At 39.6% G+C, this 20,434-nt stretch carries 13 protein-coding genes; 5 read left to right on the forward strand and 8 right to left on the reverse strand.

Annotation, left to right across the window (positions count from 1 at the left end):
* Positions 1 to 166: 166 nt before the first annotated feature.
* Both AC27JP_RS07150 and AC27JP_RS07155 read right to left on the reverse strand, forming a co-directional pair.
* Positions 167 to 3,292 (reverse strand): efflux RND transporter permease subunit, encoded by a 3,126-nt coding sequence (locus AC27JP_RS07150; RefSeq protein ID WP_487113542.1) that lies wholly within the window; start codon positions 3,290 to 3,292, stop codon positions 167 to 169.
* On the reverse strand, positions 3,292 to 4,359 hold the full coding sequence (locus AC27JP_RS07155) for an efflux RND transporter periplasmic adaptor subunit (protein WP_487113543.1): 1,068 nt from the start codon (positions 4,357 to 4,359) through the stop codon (positions 3,292 to 3,294). The genes AC27JP_RS07150 and AC27JP_RS07155 overlap by 1 nt, the downstream gene beginning before the upstream one ends.
* A gap of 142 nt (positions 4,360 to 4,501) precedes the next feature.
* Here AC27JP_RS07155 and AC27JP_RS07160 point away from each other — a divergent pair, with 142 nt between their 5' ends.
* From AC27JP_RS07160 to AC27JP_RS07170, 3 genes are read left to right on the forward strand one after another with little or no spacing between them, the layout of a single operon-like run.
* The gene (locus AC27JP_RS07160; RefSeq protein ID WP_487113545.1) at positions 4,502 to 5,164 is read left to right on the forward strand and encodes a response regulator transcription factor; all 663 of its coding nucleotides are present in this window, start codon (positions 4,502 to 4,504) and stop codon (positions 5,162 to 5,164) included.
* Complete coding sequence (locus AC27JP_RS07165; protein WP_487113547.1) at positions 5,161 to 6,522, forward strand: sensor histidine kinase; 1,362 nt, start codon at positions 5,161 to 5,163, stop codon at positions 6,520 to 6,522. The genes AC27JP_RS07160 and AC27JP_RS07165 overlap by 4 nt, the downstream gene beginning before the upstream one ends.
* Before the next feature lie 30 nt (positions 6,523 to 6,552).
* On the forward strand, positions 6,553 to 6,987 hold the full coding sequence (locus tag AC27JP_RS07170) for a GFA family protein (protein ID WP_487113548.1): 435 nt from the start codon (positions 6,553 to 6,555) through the stop codon (positions 6,985 to 6,987).
* A gap of 28 nt (positions 6,988 to 7,015) precedes the next feature.
* On the opposite strand, the gene AC27JP_RS07175 is transcribed toward AC27JP_RS07170, so the two are convergent.
* The 3 genes from AC27JP_RS07175 to AC27JP_RS07185 all read right to left on the reverse strand — a co-directional run bounded on the left by AC27JP_RS07175 (position 7,016) and on the right by AC27JP_RS07185 (position 12,780).
* On the reverse strand, positions 7,016 to 7,864 hold the full coding sequence (locus AC27JP_RS07175) for a 23S rRNA (adenine(2030)-N(6))-methyltransferase RlmJ (RefSeq protein ID WP_487113550.1): 849 nt from the start codon (positions 7,862 to 7,864) through the stop codon (positions 7,016 to 7,018).
* Between the two features lie 89 nt (positions 7,865 to 7,953).
* Positions 7,954 to 9,546 (reverse strand): ABC-F family ATPase, encoded by a 1,593-nt coding sequence (locus tag AC27JP_RS07180; RefSeq protein WP_487113552.1) that lies wholly within the window; start codon positions 9,544 to 9,546, stop codon positions 7,954 to 7,956.
* 894 nt (positions 9,547 to 10,440) lie between these two features.
* Entirely contained in the window at positions 10,441 to 12,780 is a 2,340-nt protein-coding gene (locus AC27JP_RS07185; protein WP_487113554.1) for a YgiQ family radical SAM protein, read from the reverse strand.
* Positions 12,781 to 13,176: 396 nt separating this feature from the next.
* Between AC27JP_RS07185 and AC27JP_RS07190 the strand changes: the two genes are divergently transcribed.
* Positions 13,177 to 15,642, forward strand: coding sequence for a S9 family peptidase (locus tag AC27JP_RS07190; RefSeq protein ID WP_487113556.1), 2,466 nt, complete (start codon positions 13,177 to 13,179; stop codon positions 15,640 to 15,642).
* Between the two features lie 112 nt (positions 15,643 to 15,754).
* On the opposite strand, the gene AC27JP_RS07195 is transcribed toward AC27JP_RS07190, so the two are convergent.
* Positions 15,755 to 16,576, reverse strand: a complete 822-nt coding sequence (locus AC27JP_RS07195; RefSeq protein WP_487113558.1) for a substrate-binding periplasmic protein — start codon at positions 16,574 to 16,576, stop codon at positions 15,755 to 15,757.
* 282 nt (positions 16,577 to 16,858) lie between these two features.
* Here AC27JP_RS07195 and AC27JP_RS07200 point away from each other — a divergent pair, with 282 nt between their 5' ends.
* Complete coding sequence (locus AC27JP_RS07200; protein ID WP_487114355.1) at positions 16,859 to 18,346, forward strand: FMN-binding glutamate synthase family protein; 1,488 nt, start codon at positions 16,859 to 16,861, stop codon at positions 18,344 to 18,346.
* A 15-nt stretch (positions 18,347 to 18,361) separates the two neighbouring features.
* On the opposite strand, the gene rrtA is transcribed toward AC27JP_RS07200, so the two are convergent.
* Positions 18,362 to 18,961 (reverse strand): rhombosortase, encoded by a 600-nt coding sequence (gene rrtA / locus AC27JP_RS07205; protein ID WP_487113560.1) that lies wholly within the window; start codon positions 18,959 to 18,961, stop codon positions 18,362 to 18,364.
* Between the two features lie 182 nt (positions 18,962 to 19,143).
* Positions 19,144 to 20,163 (reverse strand): sensor domain-containing diguanylate cyclase, encoded by a 1,020-nt coding sequence (locus tag AC27JP_RS07210; RefSeq protein WP_487113562.1) that lies wholly within the window; start codon positions 20,161 to 20,163, stop codon positions 19,144 to 19,146.
* Positions 20,164 to 20,434: the final 271 nt, after the last annotated feature.

Consider the following 20,434-nt stretch of genomic DNA (forward strand, 5'->3'; position numbering starts at 1 on the left):
TAAATAAGCTTCAAACGAAGGCGGATTATGCAATCAAATACTATCAATTAAATCGCTTTATTGACGACACAATTTACCGTAGAAGTCGTCCTTGAGTGATCCGTTTGTTAAATCACTCTAGAACATATAGTCCTCAATGTTGCATGTCATATTGAGTTGCGATTGTTTATGCTGACTTTGGTTTAAGCACACTTACCAGTAAAGCGGGTAAAAAAGTTAAGGTAAGTAAGGTTGAAAACATCAAACCTGAAAGTACGATAATACCCACACCACGGTACAATTCAGTGCCGTCACCAGAGAGTAGAACTAAAGGCGCTAAACCAAAAACAGTGGTTGAAGTAGACATCAGAATTGGCATTAAACGTTTTTCTACCGCAGATTTAACCGCATTAACAACACTGATGCCTTGTTGCTGCATGTTTTTTCTTGTTTGATCAACAATGAGTATCGGGTTATTAACCACCGTGCCGAGTAAGATCAAAAAGCCCAACATAGTGATCATATCTAATGGTTGATGTATGCCAGTCAAGCCAACGCTTGTCAGCGCTGCATTAATGCCATTGACACTAATGAGGCCTATTAGCCCGCCTGCCATGCCTAGTGGAATTGTTGTTAGAATAAATAGCGGATAGCGCCAATGGGTGAAAATGGCCACTAAAGTTAAGTAACTTAATATAATGGAAATAATAAAGTTTACTGACAATGATGCCTTGGTGGCTTCAAGTTGGTCGGCAGCGCCACTGATGGTGAGGTTAATACCTTGGGCAATTTTTCCTTGCTGCCTTAGTTGCGTTAACAACTCAGTACGTACCATTTCTTCAGCTTTTTCCAAAGCAACTTTTCTCGGCGGTATAATGTAAACCGAAACCGTTCTATTGCCATCAACTCGGCGTAAACTATCACTACTGTAGGTTGCCTGCATATCCGCAAGCGCGCTTAATGGCATCACTTGTCCTGTTGGCGTGGTAATCGGCGAGTTTGATAGTTGTTTGATATTTTGCTTATTGCCTGCCTTACTGAAGATGAAAATATCAACCTTATCATCACCTAAAATAAACTCATCAACATAGGCACCGTCACTTAATGCTGAAATAGCATAACTAAGTTCATTATTGCTCAAGCCTAATTCAGCTAAACGTTGCCAGCGTGGTTTTACCTCAATTAATGGCTGGTTTAGGCTTAGTGAGCGAGGTTGTGAGTTTATCTGTGGTTTATCAAATAATATATTTGCTTGCTGATAAACCGCTTCAGCTGCTTGATAAAGTTCAACCAAGTTTGGTCCTGAAATATCAACCGCAACCGCACGCGTACCACCATCATTGCTAGAAATAATTGAGCCGCGAGAAGAAAAGGCGCGCATGTTTTCGTAACTTCTAAATTTCTTGGTGATCGTGTCCATCATTGCTTGAATATTGTTCGCGTCAACAGGGCTGCTGAGTAACCAAATTCTTCCCGCCGATACTGACATTGAATAGTAGGCAAGTGGCGGCATTTCTGTTGTGCCATCGGCAAAATCACTATTTTCAACGTTAATGTATTGATCAAAATACACTCTTAGCTCTTCACCAATAAGTTTCATTGCACTTAAGTTATAACTTGGCGGCGCAATCATCATTGAAAATGCTTTGGGCTCTTCACCTTCAGGTAAATACTCAGCAGCAGGCATGAAAAAATAGGCAACCGCTAAGGTGACAATAGCAATGCTTGCTACTGTGCTACGTGCGCGCGTTTTACTGCTAATAAAGAATTCAACAAAGCGTAACCATTTTTTAGATAGCTGGAGTTGTGATTTTTGTTTTGTGTTGTCTCGGCCAGAAAAATTCGCAATAGTAACCGGCACGACAAAAATAGCGACTAACATTGAAGCGATAATGGCCGCTGATATGGCAATGGCGATATCTGAATAAAGTTGACCGGCTTCTTGCTCAACGAAAAGAATTGGCGCAAATACCAAAATGGTGGTCGCTGTTGAAGCAAATACCGCTGGCCAAACATCTTTAACACCAACAATAGCCGCTTCTATGTTGTTTTTGATGCGCTTTCTCGCTTGCATTATGCTCTCAAGTACCACAATGGTATTATCAACGGTCATGCCGATGGCAAAGGCAACGCCAGCTAACGAGATGACGTTAATTGTTCGATCGAAAACCATTAATCCGATAAACGCCGCTATCGTACAGATAGGAATGCCAAGGACACCGATTAATGTCACCCGACTAGATCGTAAAAAGTAGTACATAACGATGGTGGCTAGCATGGCACCGAGTAATAAATTAAACCAAACATTACTTAATGAGCTTTTAACGTATTTTACGTCATCACTTACTAGCTTTAGTTCAAGGCCATTGTATTGTAATAAATCATTATTAATACGCTCAACAATCGCGAGCATTTTTTCTTTAATATCAAGTACGTTTGAGCCACTTTCACGACGCACAGATAAACTAATGGTACGTTCGCCATCTAAAAATGACAGGCTACGGGTTTCATAGTGGTCTAGGTTAACTTCTGCGACATCTTTTAAAAGAATGTTCACGTTATTATTACGCTGAATAATGACATTTTTTAATTCTTCAACAGTCGTAAAGCGACCAATAACACGAATTAAAAAGCGCTCTTTTTCACTTTCAATATCACCAGCAGAGGCATCTTTATTACGATTGCGAATAGCATTTCGCACGCTACTGATGCTTATGCCTCGCTGTGCTAGGCGGGCAGGATCAACTTTTATTTGAATTTGTCTTGCAGCGCCGCCACCAACACGCACTTCGGAAACCCCAGGTACACTTTCCATGCGGGTGCGGACAAAGTCTTCAGCGTAGTCTCGAATTAAATCCATGTCTAAATTTAGCGGATTACCTTTTTCAGGTTTTAACGAGAAGTACATGAAGGCGTTGCTAGAGAATGAACTTGAAATGAGTCTTGGTTGGTCAACGTTTTCCGGATAGGAGGAAACTTGGCTCAAGGCATTATTAACATTGATCATGGCGTCGTTCACTTCAACACCAAAGGGAAATTCAAGCTCTACTGTTGCACTGCCCATTTCGGCATAGGAAGTCATGCGTTTTAAATTAGGCAGGCTGCGCAGATAACGCTCTTGCTCTATTAGTATTTCTTTTTCAACATCTTGTGGTGTTGCACCAGCCCAACCGGTACGAACGGTTATGGTACTCACCTCAAGATTAGGGATCATTTGTACTGGAATATTTAATGAAGCAACAATGCCCAAAATAGTGATAATAGAAACAATAACGGCAACAAGTGTTCCTTTACTGATAACGGCTTTAAACACTAGTTAGCTCCTTTATTGTTGCTAATGGTGACAGGGTTTCCGTCAATTAGCAGTTCATTACCTGAGGTGATAATAGCAACGTTATCGGCAAGACCTTGGACAATAACTTGGTCAAAATTACTGCGTAGCAGCTTCACGCCGATACGTTTTACTTTATTATTTTCAACCGCATAGGCGCTATAGCTACCATCTGGATGACGCTTTAAGGCATTTTTTGGCAGGCTAACTTGTTGATTATTTGCCTGTGGCAATATCACCTTCACATTGGCAGACATACCTGAAATTAACGGTGTGTTTTCGGGTAAATCGATGCGCGCTTGAAAAGTTCGACTGACAGAATCTAACACCGCAGTATAAGTTGAAAGTGTTAAGTTTAATGGCTGTTGTGCTTGGCTATCAGGGGTAACTATGGTTTCAATTGCTTGACTATTTTTTACTTGAGCAAAGTATTGCTGAGGAATCTCTATAAAAATACGTAAAGCGTCATCAGAAACAAGTTGTAATACGCTATTTTGTGGGTTAACCCATTCTCCAATATCGATATGTCGTTGCGCGATAATACCTGAAAATGGTGCGGTTAAAATATGGCGATTAACGGTTTCTTGTTGCAAGGCTTGTGCGGCTTTTGCCTGCGCCAATAAAGATTGACTGTAGGCAACGTTAGACTTCCTCTCTGCCAGTAACGTTTCGGCGACTACTTTGTTTTTAGCTAAATTGGTAATCTCATTGTAAAGGCGAACGTTTTCTTGATGGGTTACCGTTGCCGACTGCAGTGCCGCTTTTGCTTGTGTAAGGGCTATTTGTGCTAAAGAATCGTCAAGCGCTAATAATACTTGTCCTGCGGTTACGCGTTCACCTGTATCAACGTAAATAGTTTTAACAACACCTGACTCTAAGCTGGTTAACAGCGCATCGTTCAATGCGACCACATCACCAGTAAGCTCTATTTCAAGGTTACTTTGTTCTTGTTTACTATAGATGACTTCGACGTTAGCAACTTGCGCCAAAGCGAAATGACTCGAACAAAGCAAGAGTAAACAAATGGTAAAAAAAGAAGTTACACGCATTATTTTTTCCTTTTATGCGACAGCTATTATAGATATTAAAGGTATTTTACTGCTAAGTATGTGAACAGAACGTGACTTCAGTTCACGTTCCGATCACGTAATATATGTTTATAATAGTATTAACTTTTGTGCCGGAGCAATTATGCGAATTTTATTGGTTGAAGATAATACTGACTTGGCAGCGAGCATCGTCGATTATTTAGAAATGCAGCAGCATATTTGTGACTTGGCCTGTAATGGTGATTCCGGGTTGCAAGCAACATTAGCCAATAAATACGATATGTATATTTTTGATATTGCTATGCCGAAAATGGATGGTTTAACCTTATGCCAAACATTAAGAGAAAAGTATCACGACTATACGCCTGTGCTATTTTTAACAGCACGACACACACTAGAAGATAAACAAGCAGGGTTTGCTGTTGGCGCTGATGATTACCTAGTCAAACCTTTTGATCTCAGCGAATTATTGATGCGAATAGAAGCGATTTACAACCGCTATGTTGGTATTAGTCAGAAAATAACACTTGCTGATCTGGTTGTTGATTTAAAAGCAGAAACAGTAATTAGAGCCGGCAATGAAATCGCACTATCACCTTATACTTACAAATTATTAGTCATTTTAATGCAGCGCTCGCCAGAAGTGGTTTTAAGAGCAGAACTAGAGCACTTAGTTTGGGGAGACGACCTGCCTGATAGTGATTCACTGCGCAGCCATATTTATAAATTAAGAAATAAAATAGATAAACCGTATGAGCGCGCACTAATTAAAACAGTAAAAGGGCGAGGGTTCAGTATTTCATGAGACTACTACAAAGTATTCGATTTCGTATTGTTATTGCTTGTGTCATCTTTTCTATTATCGTCACTTTAGGCTATGGCTGGGTAACATTTTACGGCGTTAAATATAATTCCGATGAATTGTTTAATTGGCATATTTCACAAGAAGCGGCGCAATTAATTGCTGAATATGAAAAAAGCGCCACTTTTAGCCATGTCACCACAGCCAATGTTTTTGTTAGTGATGAACAACAAGCTTTAAAGGCAGCGGCGAATTATTTTGTTGATGCACAAACACGGGCAAAGTTTACCCAGGTTAATACTTTTAAAGACGTTCGTGTACCGGGGCCAAGATTTACTACCGAGCATGGCTATATCATGTATGAGTTTATTGCTGATAATAAAACGCTACATGTTTTGCAGTCAGCCTTGCCCCAAAATGAAACTAAGCAATTTTACTATATGGTTGATGTCAGCAATTTTATTAACTATGACAATCATTCGGAAGCCTATATTTTAGAATTATTTCTAAAAATATTAGTGTTTATTATGGTGCTAGCATTGGCAATCGGGTTTGTTTTGGCAAAAATGGTGGTGTCGCCATTAACCCGTTTAGCTAACTCAGTTGATAGTGTTGATCATCAAAACTATCTGAAAAGTGAAGAAAAATACTTTAATGATGAAATTGGTTTTCTCGCTAAAAGAATCGACTCCTTTGTTATTCGCACCCATGATTTTGTTGAAAGGGAAAAAGCTTTTTCTCGTGATGTCAGTCATGAGCTAAGAACCCCCGTTGCTAGTAGTCGGGCAGCTGTTGAACTGGCTTTATCGACACCAGAAGGACAGTCAGGTAGGCTAAATAAATTTCTCTTGCGGATCAGTCGAGCCAATAGAGATATGACCCACTTGATAGAAACCTTTTTATTGCTAGGTCGTGAAGAAGAACAAGCGATTGCAACAGAGCGTTTTAATTTACATGAACTCGTCAGCCAAAGTTTTGCTAAGCATGATTACCTTAAACGACATGCTGAAGTTAAATGTCAAAATAATATTGACGCAAATATTAACATTGTCAGTTCAAAGCAGCATTTGGCGATAGTGCTGGACAATTTGATCAGAAATTCCTTGCAACATACCCATGACGGTAGTGTTAGTGTTTTATTTGAAAACCAGCAACTTATTGTACGTGATACCGGAGATGGCATGAGCGAACAGCGAAAAAAATCTCCAAGTACCAATGTCATGGAAAAATCAGGCGTGGGGCTGAACATAGTACGTCGATTAAGTGAAAAACAACATTGGCAGATGCATGTAAAAAGCAAGTTAGGCCAAGGCACTAGCGTTTATATTGATATGTCTAACAGCGAGAAAAAAATAGCATAATAGCTGATAAAACATTCTGGGAGAGCAGGTATGAGTTTAGCTAATAGCAATGCAGCATTGCCACATCAAGGTAGTTGCTTGTGTGGCAAAATCGTATTTTCAGTAAGTGAATTTGAGCCCTTAGTAGGACATTGTCATTGCACAATGTGTCGTAAATTTCACGGCGCGGTGTTTTCTACCTTTGTTGAAGTAAAGCTTGAGCATTTAACTTGGCTTAGGGGCGAAAGTGAACTCAGCAGTTACCAGGCGGAAAATGACACTGTTCGACAATTTTGTCAGCATTGTGGCTCAAGCTTAATGTTTATCTCTACGTTTAATCAACAAGCTAAAACCGTGGAAATGGCCTTAGCCTGTTTTGACACTGAACCGCCGGTAACCCCTGATGCGCATATTTATTTAGCAAGTAAAGTCAGCTGGTATTCACCAGATGACGATTTAGCTAAGCTTTCAGGTTATCGAGAGTAAGTTATCGTGAACAATGAAATCGACAATATTACTCCTCAATGAGCTGCTTTAAGGTAAAGCTGGTGTCGACGCTACCTAGTTTTGCTTTTAAGTAAGGTAATATTTCTGCTAATTGACTATTTAACTGCCATGGCGGGTTAACAATAAATAAGCCAGTGCCTGTCATGCCGTATTCTAATGTATCGGCTTTTTGGCAAAATTCCACTTGTAATAAGTTACGCACGTCACTTTTAGTAAAGGCATCTTGCATTTGTTCTACCAGTTCACGTTTTACTACCGGATACCATAAAATATAAGTGCCAGTAGCGAACTTTTTATAAGCGTTAACAATGGTGCGAACCGCTTTTAAGTAATCTTCTTTGAGCTCGTACGGTGGGTCAATTAACACCACGCCACGCCTGCTTGGTGGTGGTACTAAACCTAAAACACCTTGATAACCGTCTGATTGCTTAACGTGAGACTTATTCCAACGTTGGCTATATGCTTGTAAGTGCTCAATATCGGCAGGGTGCAACTCAAATAAATGTGCGCTGTCTTGACGGCGGGTGAATTGTCGAGCAATGCCCGGCGAGCCCGGATAAAGTGCAAGTTCATCGCTTTGCTCTGCTTGATTAATATCTTTTACTAAATCGATATACGGTTGTAATGCCTCGGGCAAATCTTCGTTATTAATTAATTTAGCAATACCGTCTTTGTATTCACCGGTTTTTTGCGCGTAATCGTCTTCAAGCTGATACATGCCTGCGCCAGAATGACTGTCGATATAATAAAAGCCCTTATCTTTGCGGGTCATATATTCAAGCACTAAGGTTAGTACTGAATGTTTTAATACATCGGCAAAATTGCCGGCGTGAAAGGCGTGACGATAACTAAGCACGTTATTTCCTTAACGGTGAAATGAATTTTCAGGAATTACTGCGCGAGTAAATTACGCAGTAATACCTGATAGGGTGTGACTAATGGCGCTTATTCTTGTGACGCTAAATATTCGTCGTAAGTGCCGGCAAAGTCAGTGTAGCCGCCGGTTTTTAATTCAATAATACGCGTGGCTAAACTTGAGACGAATTCACGGTCGTGACTGACGAATAAAATAGTACCTTCAAACTGTTCCATCGCCATGTTTAGAGACTCAATAGATTCCATGTCCATGTGGTTAGTCGGTTCATCCATCACTAAGATATTTGGCTTATGCATCATAATTTTACCAAATAGCATACGACCTTGTTCACCACCTGATAATACTTTCACTGACTTATTAATATCGTCAGCTGAGAATAATAAACGTCCTAAGTAACCACGAACCGCTTGCTCGTCGTCAGTTGGTTGACGCCATTGGCTCATCCACTCGAATAAGGTCATGTCATTTTCAAATTCATGCGCGTGATCTTGTGCGTAGTAACCAATGTTCACATTCTCAGACCAAGTATATAAACCCGAGGTTGGCTTATATTCGCATTCGCCCATAATAGTGCGTAAGAAAGTAGTTTTACCTATACCGTTTTCACCGATAATGGCAATGCGTTCGCCCACTTCAACCATTAAATCCATATTGTGTAATACATGGTTATCGTCGAAGCTTTTATTCATGTTTTCAAGCACTAAGGCATTACGGAATAATTTCTTCTCTTGCTCAAAACGAATAAACGGGTTAACACGACTTGAGGCTTTAACTTCCGCTAATTGAATTTTATCAATTTGCTTAGCACGTGATGTTGCTTGTTTTGCTTTTGACGCGTTAGCTGAGAAACGCGCAACGAAGGCTTGTAACTCACCAATTTGTGCTTTTTTCTTAGCGTTGTCAGCCATTAATTGTGCGCGAGCTTGTGTAGACGCCAACATGTATTCGTCGTAGTTACCCGGGAATACGCGCAGTTCGCCGTAATCTAAATCAGCCATATGAGTACAAACACTGTTTAAAAAGTGACGGTCATGCGAGATGATGATCATGGTTGAGTCACGCTCGTTCAAGGTTTCTTCTAACCATTGAATGGTGTGAATGTCCAAGTTGTTGGTTGGCTCATCAAGTAATAAAATATCGGGATCAGAAAATAGCGCTTGTGCTAGCAATACACGCAGCTTCCAACCGGGGGCTACTTCGCTCATTAAACCGTAATGTTGTTCAACCGGAATACCAACGCCCATTAATAATTCGCCGGCGCGGCTTTCTGCACTGTAACCGTCCATTTCAGCGTATTCAGATTCTAAATCGCCAACACGCATACCGTCTTCTTCACTCATTTCTGGTAAAGCATAAATACGGTCACGTTCTTCTTTAACTGCCCATAATTCGGTGTGACCCATAATCACGGTATCAACCACTGAATACTCTTCAAAACCGAACTGGTCTTGACGAAGCTTACCAATACGTTCGTTAGGGTCTAAGTTTACGTTGCCTGATGTTTGCTCTAAATCGCCACCTAAAATTTTCATAAAGGTAGATTTACCACAACCGTTGGCGCCGATTAAACCATAGCGGTTACCGCCACCAAATTTCTGTGAAATGTTTTCAAATAACGGCTTAGCACCGAATTGTTGGGTAATATTGTTTGCAGCTAACATATAAGTTCCGTAGCGAGTAATTTAACGAGCTAATTAAGTCATAACTCGAAGTCAAAATAATGCGCGCGATTATACAGAGTTGAATTAGATATGTCTTCTTTAACGGGCTGTAAGTCTGAAATTTGCTTAATGGAAGAAGTATCACTGAAAATCACGATCTTGCTAGTGAGTAAATTAGACAGAAAAAGTCCAGTTGATGGTGTTTGATGAACAGTTAACGACGTAACATTTAAATCAGTAACTTTTAATTATTGAAAATGAGATGCTAACTCTAATTTGAATTGCAACACTTAATATCATTTACGTTATTGTGTTGACCTAGTGTTTTTGTTGTCTAGGGCTTAGTTTAAGCACCAAGAAAATGTTCTTGTTCTGCTTTTTACTATTAATTTGCATTCAAGGTAAAGGTTATTAGCTTCATCTTCTGATAAGTCAAAAGATTGTATGGATGATTTTAGAACGGTATAGGGGTGTTGATTTAAGGCTACTGAGTTTTCAATTACCGCATCAACAATATCTACTTTTTCACATATATTAAACATAAATTTCCACTAAAGTGTTAGCTGTAATAAGTTCAACATGTACATTTTATGGTGATAAGTTACTTGATGATTGTGAAGGTTTTTATGCAGTTTTATTAAACTGTAATTTATTCCTCAACGGCTCATTATTTATTCGTGGATGAATTTGAACTGTGACTAATGCGACGGCTTTTTTTATCGCAGTAGCGTAATTTTTGCTTTTTAAAGCTGAATAATCAGCATAGCCAATAAATTAACAGTTCAGAGCTATTTATCAGATATGCTTTTATATTGTTTAATTACTGCAAGGTGAGTCTAAGTAATCGAATAATCGTACGGAAATATTACCTATAAATACGTTTAAAGATTAATGTTAACGCGGGTTGTTACTGCGCTTTTTCTTCATTGGACTTTTCGGCTTTCTATCATTAAATTGGTTGTCAGAAAAACGGGTTAAGCCTTGTTTCGCTTTCTCACCCGGTTTAGCTTTTTTAGCGGTCACTGGTTTTTTACCAAAACGTTTTTCTTGGCCTGGTGAGGTTTTATTACCTTGCGCGTTATTCTTACCTTTACCATTATTTTTATAATGTTGTTGGTTTTGCTCACCACGGGTTTCATTCGGCACTAAACAGCCCGGTTTTGAACCAATTAACTTTCTTGCTAAGCCCATTTTGGTGAAAGCTTGGCGCAGCATCGGCCAGTTTGCTGGATCATGGTAACGCAATATGGCTTTATGTAGTCGACGTTGAATGGTGCCTTTAGGTACTGGCACACTGTCACTATTCTTCTTAACGTTTTTTAGTGAGTTTATTTCAGTATGGTAAAGCGTGGTCGCATTGGCTAACGGTGACGGATAAAAGTTTTGCACTTGATCGAGCTTAAAATCATTACGCTTTAACCACAGGGCTAAGTTGATCATATCGAGATCAGTGGTACCTGGGTGAGCAGAAATGAAATAGGGGATTAAGTACTGTTTTTTACCAGCAAGCTTTGAGTAATGGTCAAACATTTCTTTAAACTTGTCGTAGCTGCCCATACCCGGTTTCATCATGTTATTTAATGGGCCTTCTTCGGTATGCTCTGGTGCAATTTTTAAATAACCACCAACATGATGAGTCGCTAATTCTTTAACGTATTCAGGATCTTGAATTGCTAAGTCATAACGCACACCTGAGGCGATTAGTATTTTTTTAATGCCTTTAACTTTGCGCGCTCGGCGGTATAAGTTGATGGTTGGCGTGTGATCGGTATCTAAATGACCACAAATAGTTGGCCAAACACATGATGGCTTACGACATGTTGCTTCCGCTTTCTCACTTTTACAGTTCAATTGATACATGTTGGCAGTTGGGCCACCAAGATCAGAAATTACGCCGGTAAAACCCGGTACTTTAGCTTTGATATCTTCTATTTCGGCGATAATTGAATCTTCGCTGCGGCTTTGAATAATGCGGCCTTCATGCTCAGTAATCGAGCAGAACGTACAGCCACCGAAACAGCCACGCATGATATTGATGGACGTTTTAATCATGTCATAAGCTGGAATTTTCGCTTTGCCATAAGATGGGTGCGGCACACGCTGATAAGGCAAACCAAAAACACCATCCATTTCAGCTTCAGAAAGGGGAGTTGCAGGTGGATTTAACCATATCATTCTATTGCCATGTTTTTGTACAAGCGGCTTGGCAGAAGTCGGGTTTACTTCTTGGTGGAAAATACGCGAGGCATGGGCGTAAAGTACCTTGTTATCGCGAACTTGTTCAAAAGTAGGCAAGTTAATATAAGTAGTTTCCCAAGGTTTCTTTTTATCTGCCCAACTATCATTTTGTAAAGTTTTTGCTCGATATTCATCGAGCTGAATAGGCTGTGCGGTTTTAGTGACATCTTTGGCGATGTCACCAGTAACGTCTTTGCCTTCATCTGAACAGGTTTTGGTTGAAATTTCTTGGTAAGGGCTGATGATAGGGTCAATTTTCCCTGGCTTGTCTATGCTACGAGAATCAATGCCTTTCCAATTTGGTAAAACTTGGTTGGTTAAAAATGCACTACCGCGCACATCGGTAATGTTTTTGGCTTCTTCGCCGTTGGCAATTCTATGGGCTATTTCTATTAACGGTCGTTCAGCGTTACCATAAACTAGTAAGTCGGCTTTTGAGTCAAACAATACCGACTGCCGTACTTTGTCAGACCAATAATCGTAATGGGCAATACGACGTAAGCTCGCTTCAATGCCACCAATTATAATCGGCACACCTTTATAGGCTTCTTTACATTTTTGAGTATAAGCGGTGACGGCTCGATCGGGACGTTTGCCACCTTCATCATTAGGTGTATAAGCATCATCGTGACGCATACGACGTTCTGCGGTATAACGGTTGATCATTGAATCCATGTTGCCAGCAGTAACACCAAAAAATAGATTTGGTTTGCCTAGCTGCATAAAGGCGTCTTTTGATTTCCAATCAGGTTGCGCAATAATGCCAACGCGAAAACCTTGTGCTTCAAGCATTCGGCCGATAATCGCCATACCAAAGCTTGGGTGGTCAACGTAAGCATCGCCGGTGACGAGTATAATATCGCAACTATCCCAGCCTAGAACATCCATCTCTTTTCTAGACATAGGTAAAAATGGCGCCGTTCCATAGCATTCTGCCCAATATTTCGGGTAGTCGAATAGTTTTGGAGTTGTTTTTTGTGTTGACGCTAAATTCATACCATACCTAAATTAGATTTTTAAACTGTGACTTTTTGCACTTTATGCCATCGGTTGAGGCTCATTTATCCGCAATGCGATGGTGTTGATGATCATTATCACATTTAAGCGGCGCGCGATTATACCAGAGTTAAAAGCTAAGCCCTAATAAGCTTAGTTTTTAAATGGGATTAATACTAAGCCCATTAAGTTAAGCAAGAAAGGCTTTCATCGCATAAAGCTCGTTATTGGTCGCGTTGTTTAACACTTTCATTGAAAACTAAGCCATAGCTTAGTATAACTAGGCGCCAGTATTACGAAATTTAATAAATTTAGCTTTGTTAATGATTTATTAACACTTATTCAACTGTTTAGAAAAATAAACTTATTACCTAACTCAAAGTAAGTAAAAATCCTATGAAAATACAATTAATTGCCGCAGCCATTAGTTTTTCTTTAGTTGCGTGTGCCTCGACGGAACAAAAAAAAGTTGCGTTAGAAAATAGTACGCCTATTGCTAGTAATGTTGTAGCAAAGGCTGCAACTGGGCAAGCAAGTACCACAACCATCACTTTAGAAAAAATCATGTCAGATCCAGACTGGTTGGGTCGTGCACCTGAATCATGGTACTGGGGAGATGACAACGAAACGGTTTTTTATAAGCAAAAGCGTGAAGGTAACCCATTACGTGATTTAGTTAAAAAAAGTATAACTAGTCAAGGTAATGGTGACTTAGTTAAATTGTCACAAATGCATGTGGTGGCAGATAGCGATGCGGTATTAAATAGCGCAGGTACACACGAGGCTTATGCCTTTGAAGGCAACGTATTTGTTAAAGAGTTAGCAACAAGAAAAGTGCAACAACTGACTTACACTTCAGCCGTTGAATCGTCAGTGATGTTTTTAACTAATGGCAATGTGGCTTATCGTGTTGGTAATGTTTTTTACGCGCATGATATGGGCAGTCAAAAAATTATTGAGTTAGCAAATTTACAAATGACCGATGGCAGCAAGTCTAATGCCGCACCAACAAGTTACATAGCTAAAGAGCAAAATGAACTAATCGAATATGTTGCGCTGCAGCAGCGCAATAAAGACTTACGCGCAGAACAAAAGCGTCAATTACGAGTAAAAAATAGCACAGTCACACAAACAAACTTTTATTTTGGTAAAGGTAACCGAGTAGTGCACGCAAGCCTTTCACCTGCAGGTGACAAAATGGTAGTGAGTGTTGCTCCAGCAAAATCTGCTCGTGCTGACAGTGATATTATGCCCAACTACATTGCTAATGATGGACATGTTAAAGCTGAAAAAGTGCGTGCTCGTGTGGCGAATAATCGTCAATATGCTGAGCAACTTTATATTTTAGATTTAACGCAAGGCACGAAAGAACTGCTTAGCTATGACACCTTGCCCGGCTTTGATGAAGATGTATTAGCTAACGTTCGTGCGGAAAATTATGCGCGTGAAGGTAGAGAATATAAGTCAAAAAAATCACCGCGTAATATTCATGTAATACAAGCTTGGCATCCGATTAAGTGGCAAGAAAATGGCGAGCAAGTTGCTATTATGCTAGAAGCTTGGGACAACAAAGACCGTTGGATATCGACGGTTGATTTTGAAAAGAAAGCCTTAGTATCACAACACCGATTACACGATGATGCTTGGATCAACTATACCTTTAATGAATTAGGCTGGTTGAATGATGCTGATAGCTTGTATTACCTGTCAGAAGAAAGTGGTTATGCGCATTTATATGTTAAACCGTTAAATGGTAAAGCTAAGGCGTTAACCTCAGGTCGTTTTGAGGTCAATGACTTAACGCTATCGCAAGACGAGCAAAGCATTTACTTTAAGGCTAATAAAAAGCATCCCGGTATTTACGAAATTTATAAAGTTGAAGTAAATTCTGCCAAGATGACAGCATTAACGGATTTAGGTGGTATGAATGATTATTCATTGAGCCCAGATGAGTCGAAATTATTGGTTGAACACTCTGAAATCACCATGCCGCCAGAGCTTTATGTTAAAGATATTGTTAACAACACAGAGGCTATTCGTTTAACTCATACGGTTTCTGAAGAATTTCTCGCTATGCCATGGGCGGCACCGAATGTGGCGGCGATAGAATCTTCTCATCAAGAACAGCCTATTTATTCAAAAGTTTATCTACCAAAAGATTACGATCAAACAACGGCTAAAAATAAAGCAGTGATGTTTAGCCACGGTGCAGGTTATTTACAAAACTCACATTTGGGTTGGTCAGGTTACTTTCGTGAATATATGTTCCATAGCATGTTAGTACAACAAGGCTATGTCGTGATTGATATGGATTACCGAGCATCGAAAGGCTATGGTCGTGACTGGCGTACAGCAATTTATCGTCATATGGGTAAGCCTGAAGTGCAAGATATGCGCGATGGTGTTGAATGGTTAGTAGAGAATGCCAATGTTGATGCAAACCGTGTCGGTACTTACGGTGGCTCATATGGTGGTTTCTTAACTTTAATGTCGATGTTTACTGACCCAGAATTATTTCAGTCAGGTTCAGCGCTACGTTTAGTATCGGATTGGGCTTACTATAACCATGGTTATACTTCGAATATTCTAAATATGCCGGGCGATGATGCCATTGCTTATGAGCGCAGTTCACCAATTTACTTTGCAGAAGGGTTAGAGAAACCATTACTTATCAATGCACCTATGATTGATGATAATGTGTTCTTCCAAGATACTGTGCGTTTAGTTCAGCGTTTAATCGAATTGGAAAAACAAGACTTTGAAACAGCGATTTATCCTGTTGAACCGCATGGTTTTGTGCAACCAAGTTCATGGTTGAATGAGTATCGTCGTATTTATAAGCTGTTTGAAAATACCTTATAACTTGCTCTAGCGTGAATGATAAAAGGCCTCAATTGAGGCCTTTTTTGTACAGGCCTCTCTCAGACTTCCTGTCTTTCGAGGCATTAGTGCATTCGTGCACGTCGATGTATGGCTATTTTGCACTAATGAGTTTACTGCGCCATTTTTCCCAAATTGTATCGTACGTACCATCTTGATGTATGCTTTGTAACTGTTCAGCTAAGTGGCTTATAGTTTTATCAGCGGTTTTTTTACTACAGGCAAAGAAGAAATTTAGTGGCAAGTCTTGAATTTCAAACACCCGTTGTAACTCATTAATATTAGCGCCGACTAATTCTGCCCGAAAGCTGATAGTGCTGTCATCGGCAACAATTAAATCGATCTCAGGACGTGTCAGCAATACATTTACTAAAGATTTTGCATCATCTAAGACATATAGATGCTTATTTTCAATAAAACCACGCTCAACTAGGCCAGTGTGGCCAATATCATCACGGTTAACCGCAATTGTATAATTTTTGGCATCTTCAAGATTAGTCACGGTAACTCTTTTATCTTTTTGCGCCCACATGGCAGTGTTATTGACCTGAGATATAGGACCCACCCACTTAAACAGATGCTCTCGGGACTTTAAACGTGCAACAGAAAAAATACAGTGGTTAGCTTTTACTTGCGCCAATTTATAAGAACGTACCCATGGATAGCTTTTTAAGGAATATGCGAAGTGGCTGCGCGCCATGGTTTCTTTAATGATATCAACGGCAAAACCAAAAATAGGTTTGTTATCTGAAACGATCTGATACGGCGGTAAGTGTTCAGTAACAATGTGAATGATTGGACTCGAGGTTTTTTCAGCATTGGCCGAAATTGCCGGCAGTAAGGACAAAGCAAAAATAGCGTTAATTATTGTTTTCGTTTTAAGTTTAGCAAGTTTGTTGTTTTTAATTTTGCGCACTTAAATATCCTTACCTGAAAATTATCGCAACTTGAATTTTATATTGGTCAATGTGTCACCTTTAAGCAAGTTATTTCATCAACTACAAACCAAATTTTAATACCAAATGACAGTAGCGTGATCGTGTCAAAACTCACGGTGTTTTGACTTGAAATTAGGTATATATTCTCTATTGACGAAATAATAACCTTAGTATCAGGTCATTTATCTATGAATTGAAATTTATGCTAGAAACTTAACCACAGATATAAAAATAATGATTACGAGGTAAACATGGATAACATGGCGGGTATGCTAGGGTACTTAGAAACACTTTCTGCACTATTTATTTTCCTTTTAGGCTTAGCGGTGCTGGTGATTATTTATATGTATATCGTTGATATAACGCAAAACAAACAAGCGATACGACGTAATTATCCGGTAATAGGACGTTTTCGATATTTATTTGAGAAGCAAGGTGAATTTTTCCGCCAATATTTTTTTGCCATGGATAGGGAAGAGTTGCCGTTTAATCGAGCGGAAAGGAGTTGGGTGTATCGTGCCGCAAAAAATGTCGATAGAACCATTGCCTTTGGTTCGACACGCAACCTTGAACCGACTGGGACAATCATGTTTATGAATTGTGCGTTTCCAACATTAGAAGAAGATGCGGTGCCGCCAAGTACCATTACTTTTGGTGAAGGTTGTCGAGAACCCTACAGCACAGACTCATTATTTAATATTTCTGCCATGAGTTTTGGCGCATTATCAGCACCGGCTGTTAAAGCGCTCTCCCATGGTGCAGCAAAAGCTGGCTGTTGGATGAATACAGGGGAAGGTGGAGTGAGTGAACATCATTTAGCCAGTGGCGCTGATATTATTTATCAAATAGGTACTGCCAAATATGGTGTTAGGGATGAGCAAGGACAGTTGTGTGATAAACGGCTAACTGAAATGGCTGAAAAACCACAAATAAAGATGTTTGAAATCAAGATGAGTCAAGGAGCAAAACCAGGAAAGGGGGGCATTCTGCCAGGTAAAAAAGTTACTGCCGAGATAGCTAAAATACGCGGCATTGAACAAGGACAAGATTCAATTAGCCCGAATGCCCATCCAGAAATTAAATCAGTACAAGACATTTTAATTATGGTTAATCGTATTCGAAACGTAACTGGAAAGCCTGTTGGTTTTAAAGCGGTTATTGGCGAGTCTTTATGGTTAAAAGCATTGCTTGAAGAAATTAATCTGCAAGGAGCTGAATTTGCCCCTGATTTTATCACCATAGATAGTGCAGATGGCGGTACTGGCGCGGCACCACAACCATTAATGGATTATGTTGGACTGCCATTAAAGGAAAGTCTCCCTTTGGTGGTTAATTTACTAAGAGAATATGGCTTGCGAGATCGCATGCGAGTGATTTGCTCAGGTAAATTAATTACACCGTCAAAAGTTGCTTGGGCGTTAGCGGTTGGCGCAGATGCCGTAAATTCTGCCAGAGGCTTTATGTTTTCCTTGGGCTGTATTCAAGCACTGCAATGTAACAAAGATACTTGCCCAACAGGTATTACTACGCATAACCCGAAACTTCAGCAAGGATTAGATCCAACCGATAAAGCGGAGCGAGTTGCCAATTATCATAAATACATTCAGTACGGTGTTGGCTTATTAGCGCACTCTTGTGGTGTTAAACACGCCCGAAAGCTTGAACGCCATCATGTGCGTATTATTCAAGACAATGGTTTATCTGTTGCTTTAGATAAATTGTACCCCTATCAACAAAACAAAGACTAGCACAGCGTTATTAAATTAAGCTTTGGCTTTTTTGTTGATAAGGTAACAGATAGAAAATGTTAATAAACCGCCGATAGCGCCAAACATATGGGCATCGGTGGCAACACTTGAATTGATAAATGCTTCGACATCGGCACTAGCGCCGTAAAGTTGTTCATGAGCAATTTTTAAGATCACGCCAATCAGCAATAAGTAGCCGGTTTTTTCTCGATGTTTGATGTCCATTAAAGCTCCCCAAACAAAGAAACCGTGTAATACCCCAGATAAACCGACATAAAGTGTAATATCGAGTGAGAACCAATGAATGCCAAAGCCACAGGTTAGGGCGCTGATAATGAAAATCATCGAAAAGTTTACGTGATTATAATATTGGCCATGCAACGCCCAAAGTAGCACAACGGCGGCAGCATTAAGCATAAAATGATTGCCATTGGTATGCAGGAAATGACCCGTAAGATAGCGCCAATATTCCCCTTGAGTAACCAATGTGCGGTTATAAATGAGAAAATCAGCGACTTGCTCATCAAAAACAAAAGCTAAGAAAGCGCAAACAAGCACAATGATCGGGCTAAGAATATGCACCACTTGGGTTGGTAAAGGTTTAATTTGTAGCATGTTAATTGTTATTATTTATTAAGAGTCGAACAAGGCCTTGGTTTATGCCAAGCACTGTAACAGTTGACAGCGTTTTTAGAAACAGCCGTCGTAGAAAATAGTATGAGATAAACATAAATTACTTTTTTATGCTTTTTCAATTATGAATAACTTAATGTCAGTTTTGTTATCCGCAGGTGATATTAAGAATAAACTTTATTCCGACCTTGCTCTTTTGAAATATAAAGTAAGTTATCGACTCGTTGAAATAAGTCGTTTATGGTATCTCCAACTTGATACTGAGCGACACCAAAACTACAAGTTACTGAAATAATTGGCGTGGTTTTATGTTCACTGATAATTGCTCGTAGCTTTTCGCTGGTTTTATGGGCTTGCTGTTGTGATAGCTCAGGAAAAATAATAACAAATTCATCGCCTCCCCAACGGGCGAGTAAATCAACATCTCTAATGTTGTCTTTAACCAGTTGGCAGATGCTGCAAAGAATATTATCTCCAACCTTATGGCCATATTCATCGTTAATTTCTTTAAATTTATCAATGTCAAAAATCGATAGCGCTAAAGGATGGTGATAACGATTAGCGCGCATAATCTCTTTGCTTAATTCGGCTTCAAAACATTTGCGATTGGCGACTTGCGTTAGCGGGTCTAAATTAGAAATCGACTCGACTTCAATGATTTTCTTTTCTAATTGTTGATTTTGTTTTTCTAACTCGCAGGTTTTTTGTGCAATTATTTTCTCTAACGACAAATTACCTTCCTGTAAAAATTTATTTTGTTTTACTAGGTCGGTTTGTGCGAGAACTTGTTGATGGATATTGTTATGTGCGCCGATCATTCGGGCAACACTACCATCAGAATTTCTTGCGGTGATCATGCCTCGGTCTGCTACCCACAAATAGCTGCCATCTGATTTTTTACAGCGGTATTCAACTTGATAGCAATCGACATTTCCAGCAGTGTAATTTTCAAAGAGTTCCACGACTCTTGAATAATCTTCTGGGTGGATAATATTTTCCCAGGTGAAAACATCTTCTTTCAGAGCTCCAATTTCGTAGCCTAACATATGATACCAGCCCGGACTGCGCGTAACATGACCGGTATTGGCATTCCAATCCCATACGCCTTCCACGATAACTTCTAATATACTGTTTAATGTTATTTCTGATGCGGTAATATCTTTGTGTTGGTAGGTTTTATACACGACTATTCCTTGTTAGTTATTTCATGCTTGCTTTCAAAATGCGATAATTTTGAAATGTAATAACTTACCTCTATGTAAATTAAATACCTTTTACTTATTAATAGCGCTGAACTAACGAATTAGCAACTAGTAACTTAGGTCTATTGGCCTTTTTACGGCGTTATCAGCTATGTTATGTGAAACAATTACATGACAAAAGCTTTGCTTTGTATGAATCCCCAACAAAGCGCTGCAACAGTCTTCCTGAAAGCTTAATAAACCTTAGCCATGA

The organism is Colwellia sp. SU-HH01172 (genome assembly GCF_057553355.1).

Coding starts and splice junctions, on each gene's coding strand:
- AC27JP_RS07170 (WP_487113548.1), top strand. CDS start 6,553: ATGAGTTTAGCTAATAGCAATGCAGCATTGCCACATCAAGGTAGTTGC.
- AC27JP_RS07185 (WP_487113554.1), bottom strand. CDS start 12,780: ATGAATTTAGCGTCAACACAAAAAACAACTCCAAAACTATTCGACTAC.
- AC27JP_RS07160 (WP_487113545.1), top strand. CDS start 4,502: ATGCGAATTTTATTGGTTGAAGATAATACTGACTTGGCAGCGAGCATC.
- AC27JP_RS07180 (WP_487113552.1), bottom strand. CDS start 9,546: ATGTTAGCTGCAAACAATATTACCCAACAATTCGGTGCTAAGCCGTTA.
- AC27JP_RS07190 (WP_487113556.1), top strand. CDS start 13,177: ATGAAAATACAATTAATTGCCGCAGCCATTAGTTTTTCTTTAGTTGCG.
- AC27JP_RS07200 (WP_487114355.1), top strand. CDS start 16,859: ATGGCGGGTATGCTAGGGTACTTAGAAACACTTTCTGCACTATTTATT.
- AC27JP_RS07165 (WP_487113547.1), top strand. CDS start 5,161: ATGAGACTACTACAAAGTATTCGATTTCGTATTGTTATTGCTTGTGTC.
- AC27JP_RS07155 (WP_487113543.1), bottom strand. CDS start 4,359: ATGCGTGTAACTTCTTTTTTTACCATTTGTTTACTCTTGCTTTGTTCG.
- rrtA (WP_487113560.1), bottom strand. CDS start 18,961: ATGCTACAAATTAAACCTTTACCAACCCAAGTGGTGCATATTCTTAGC.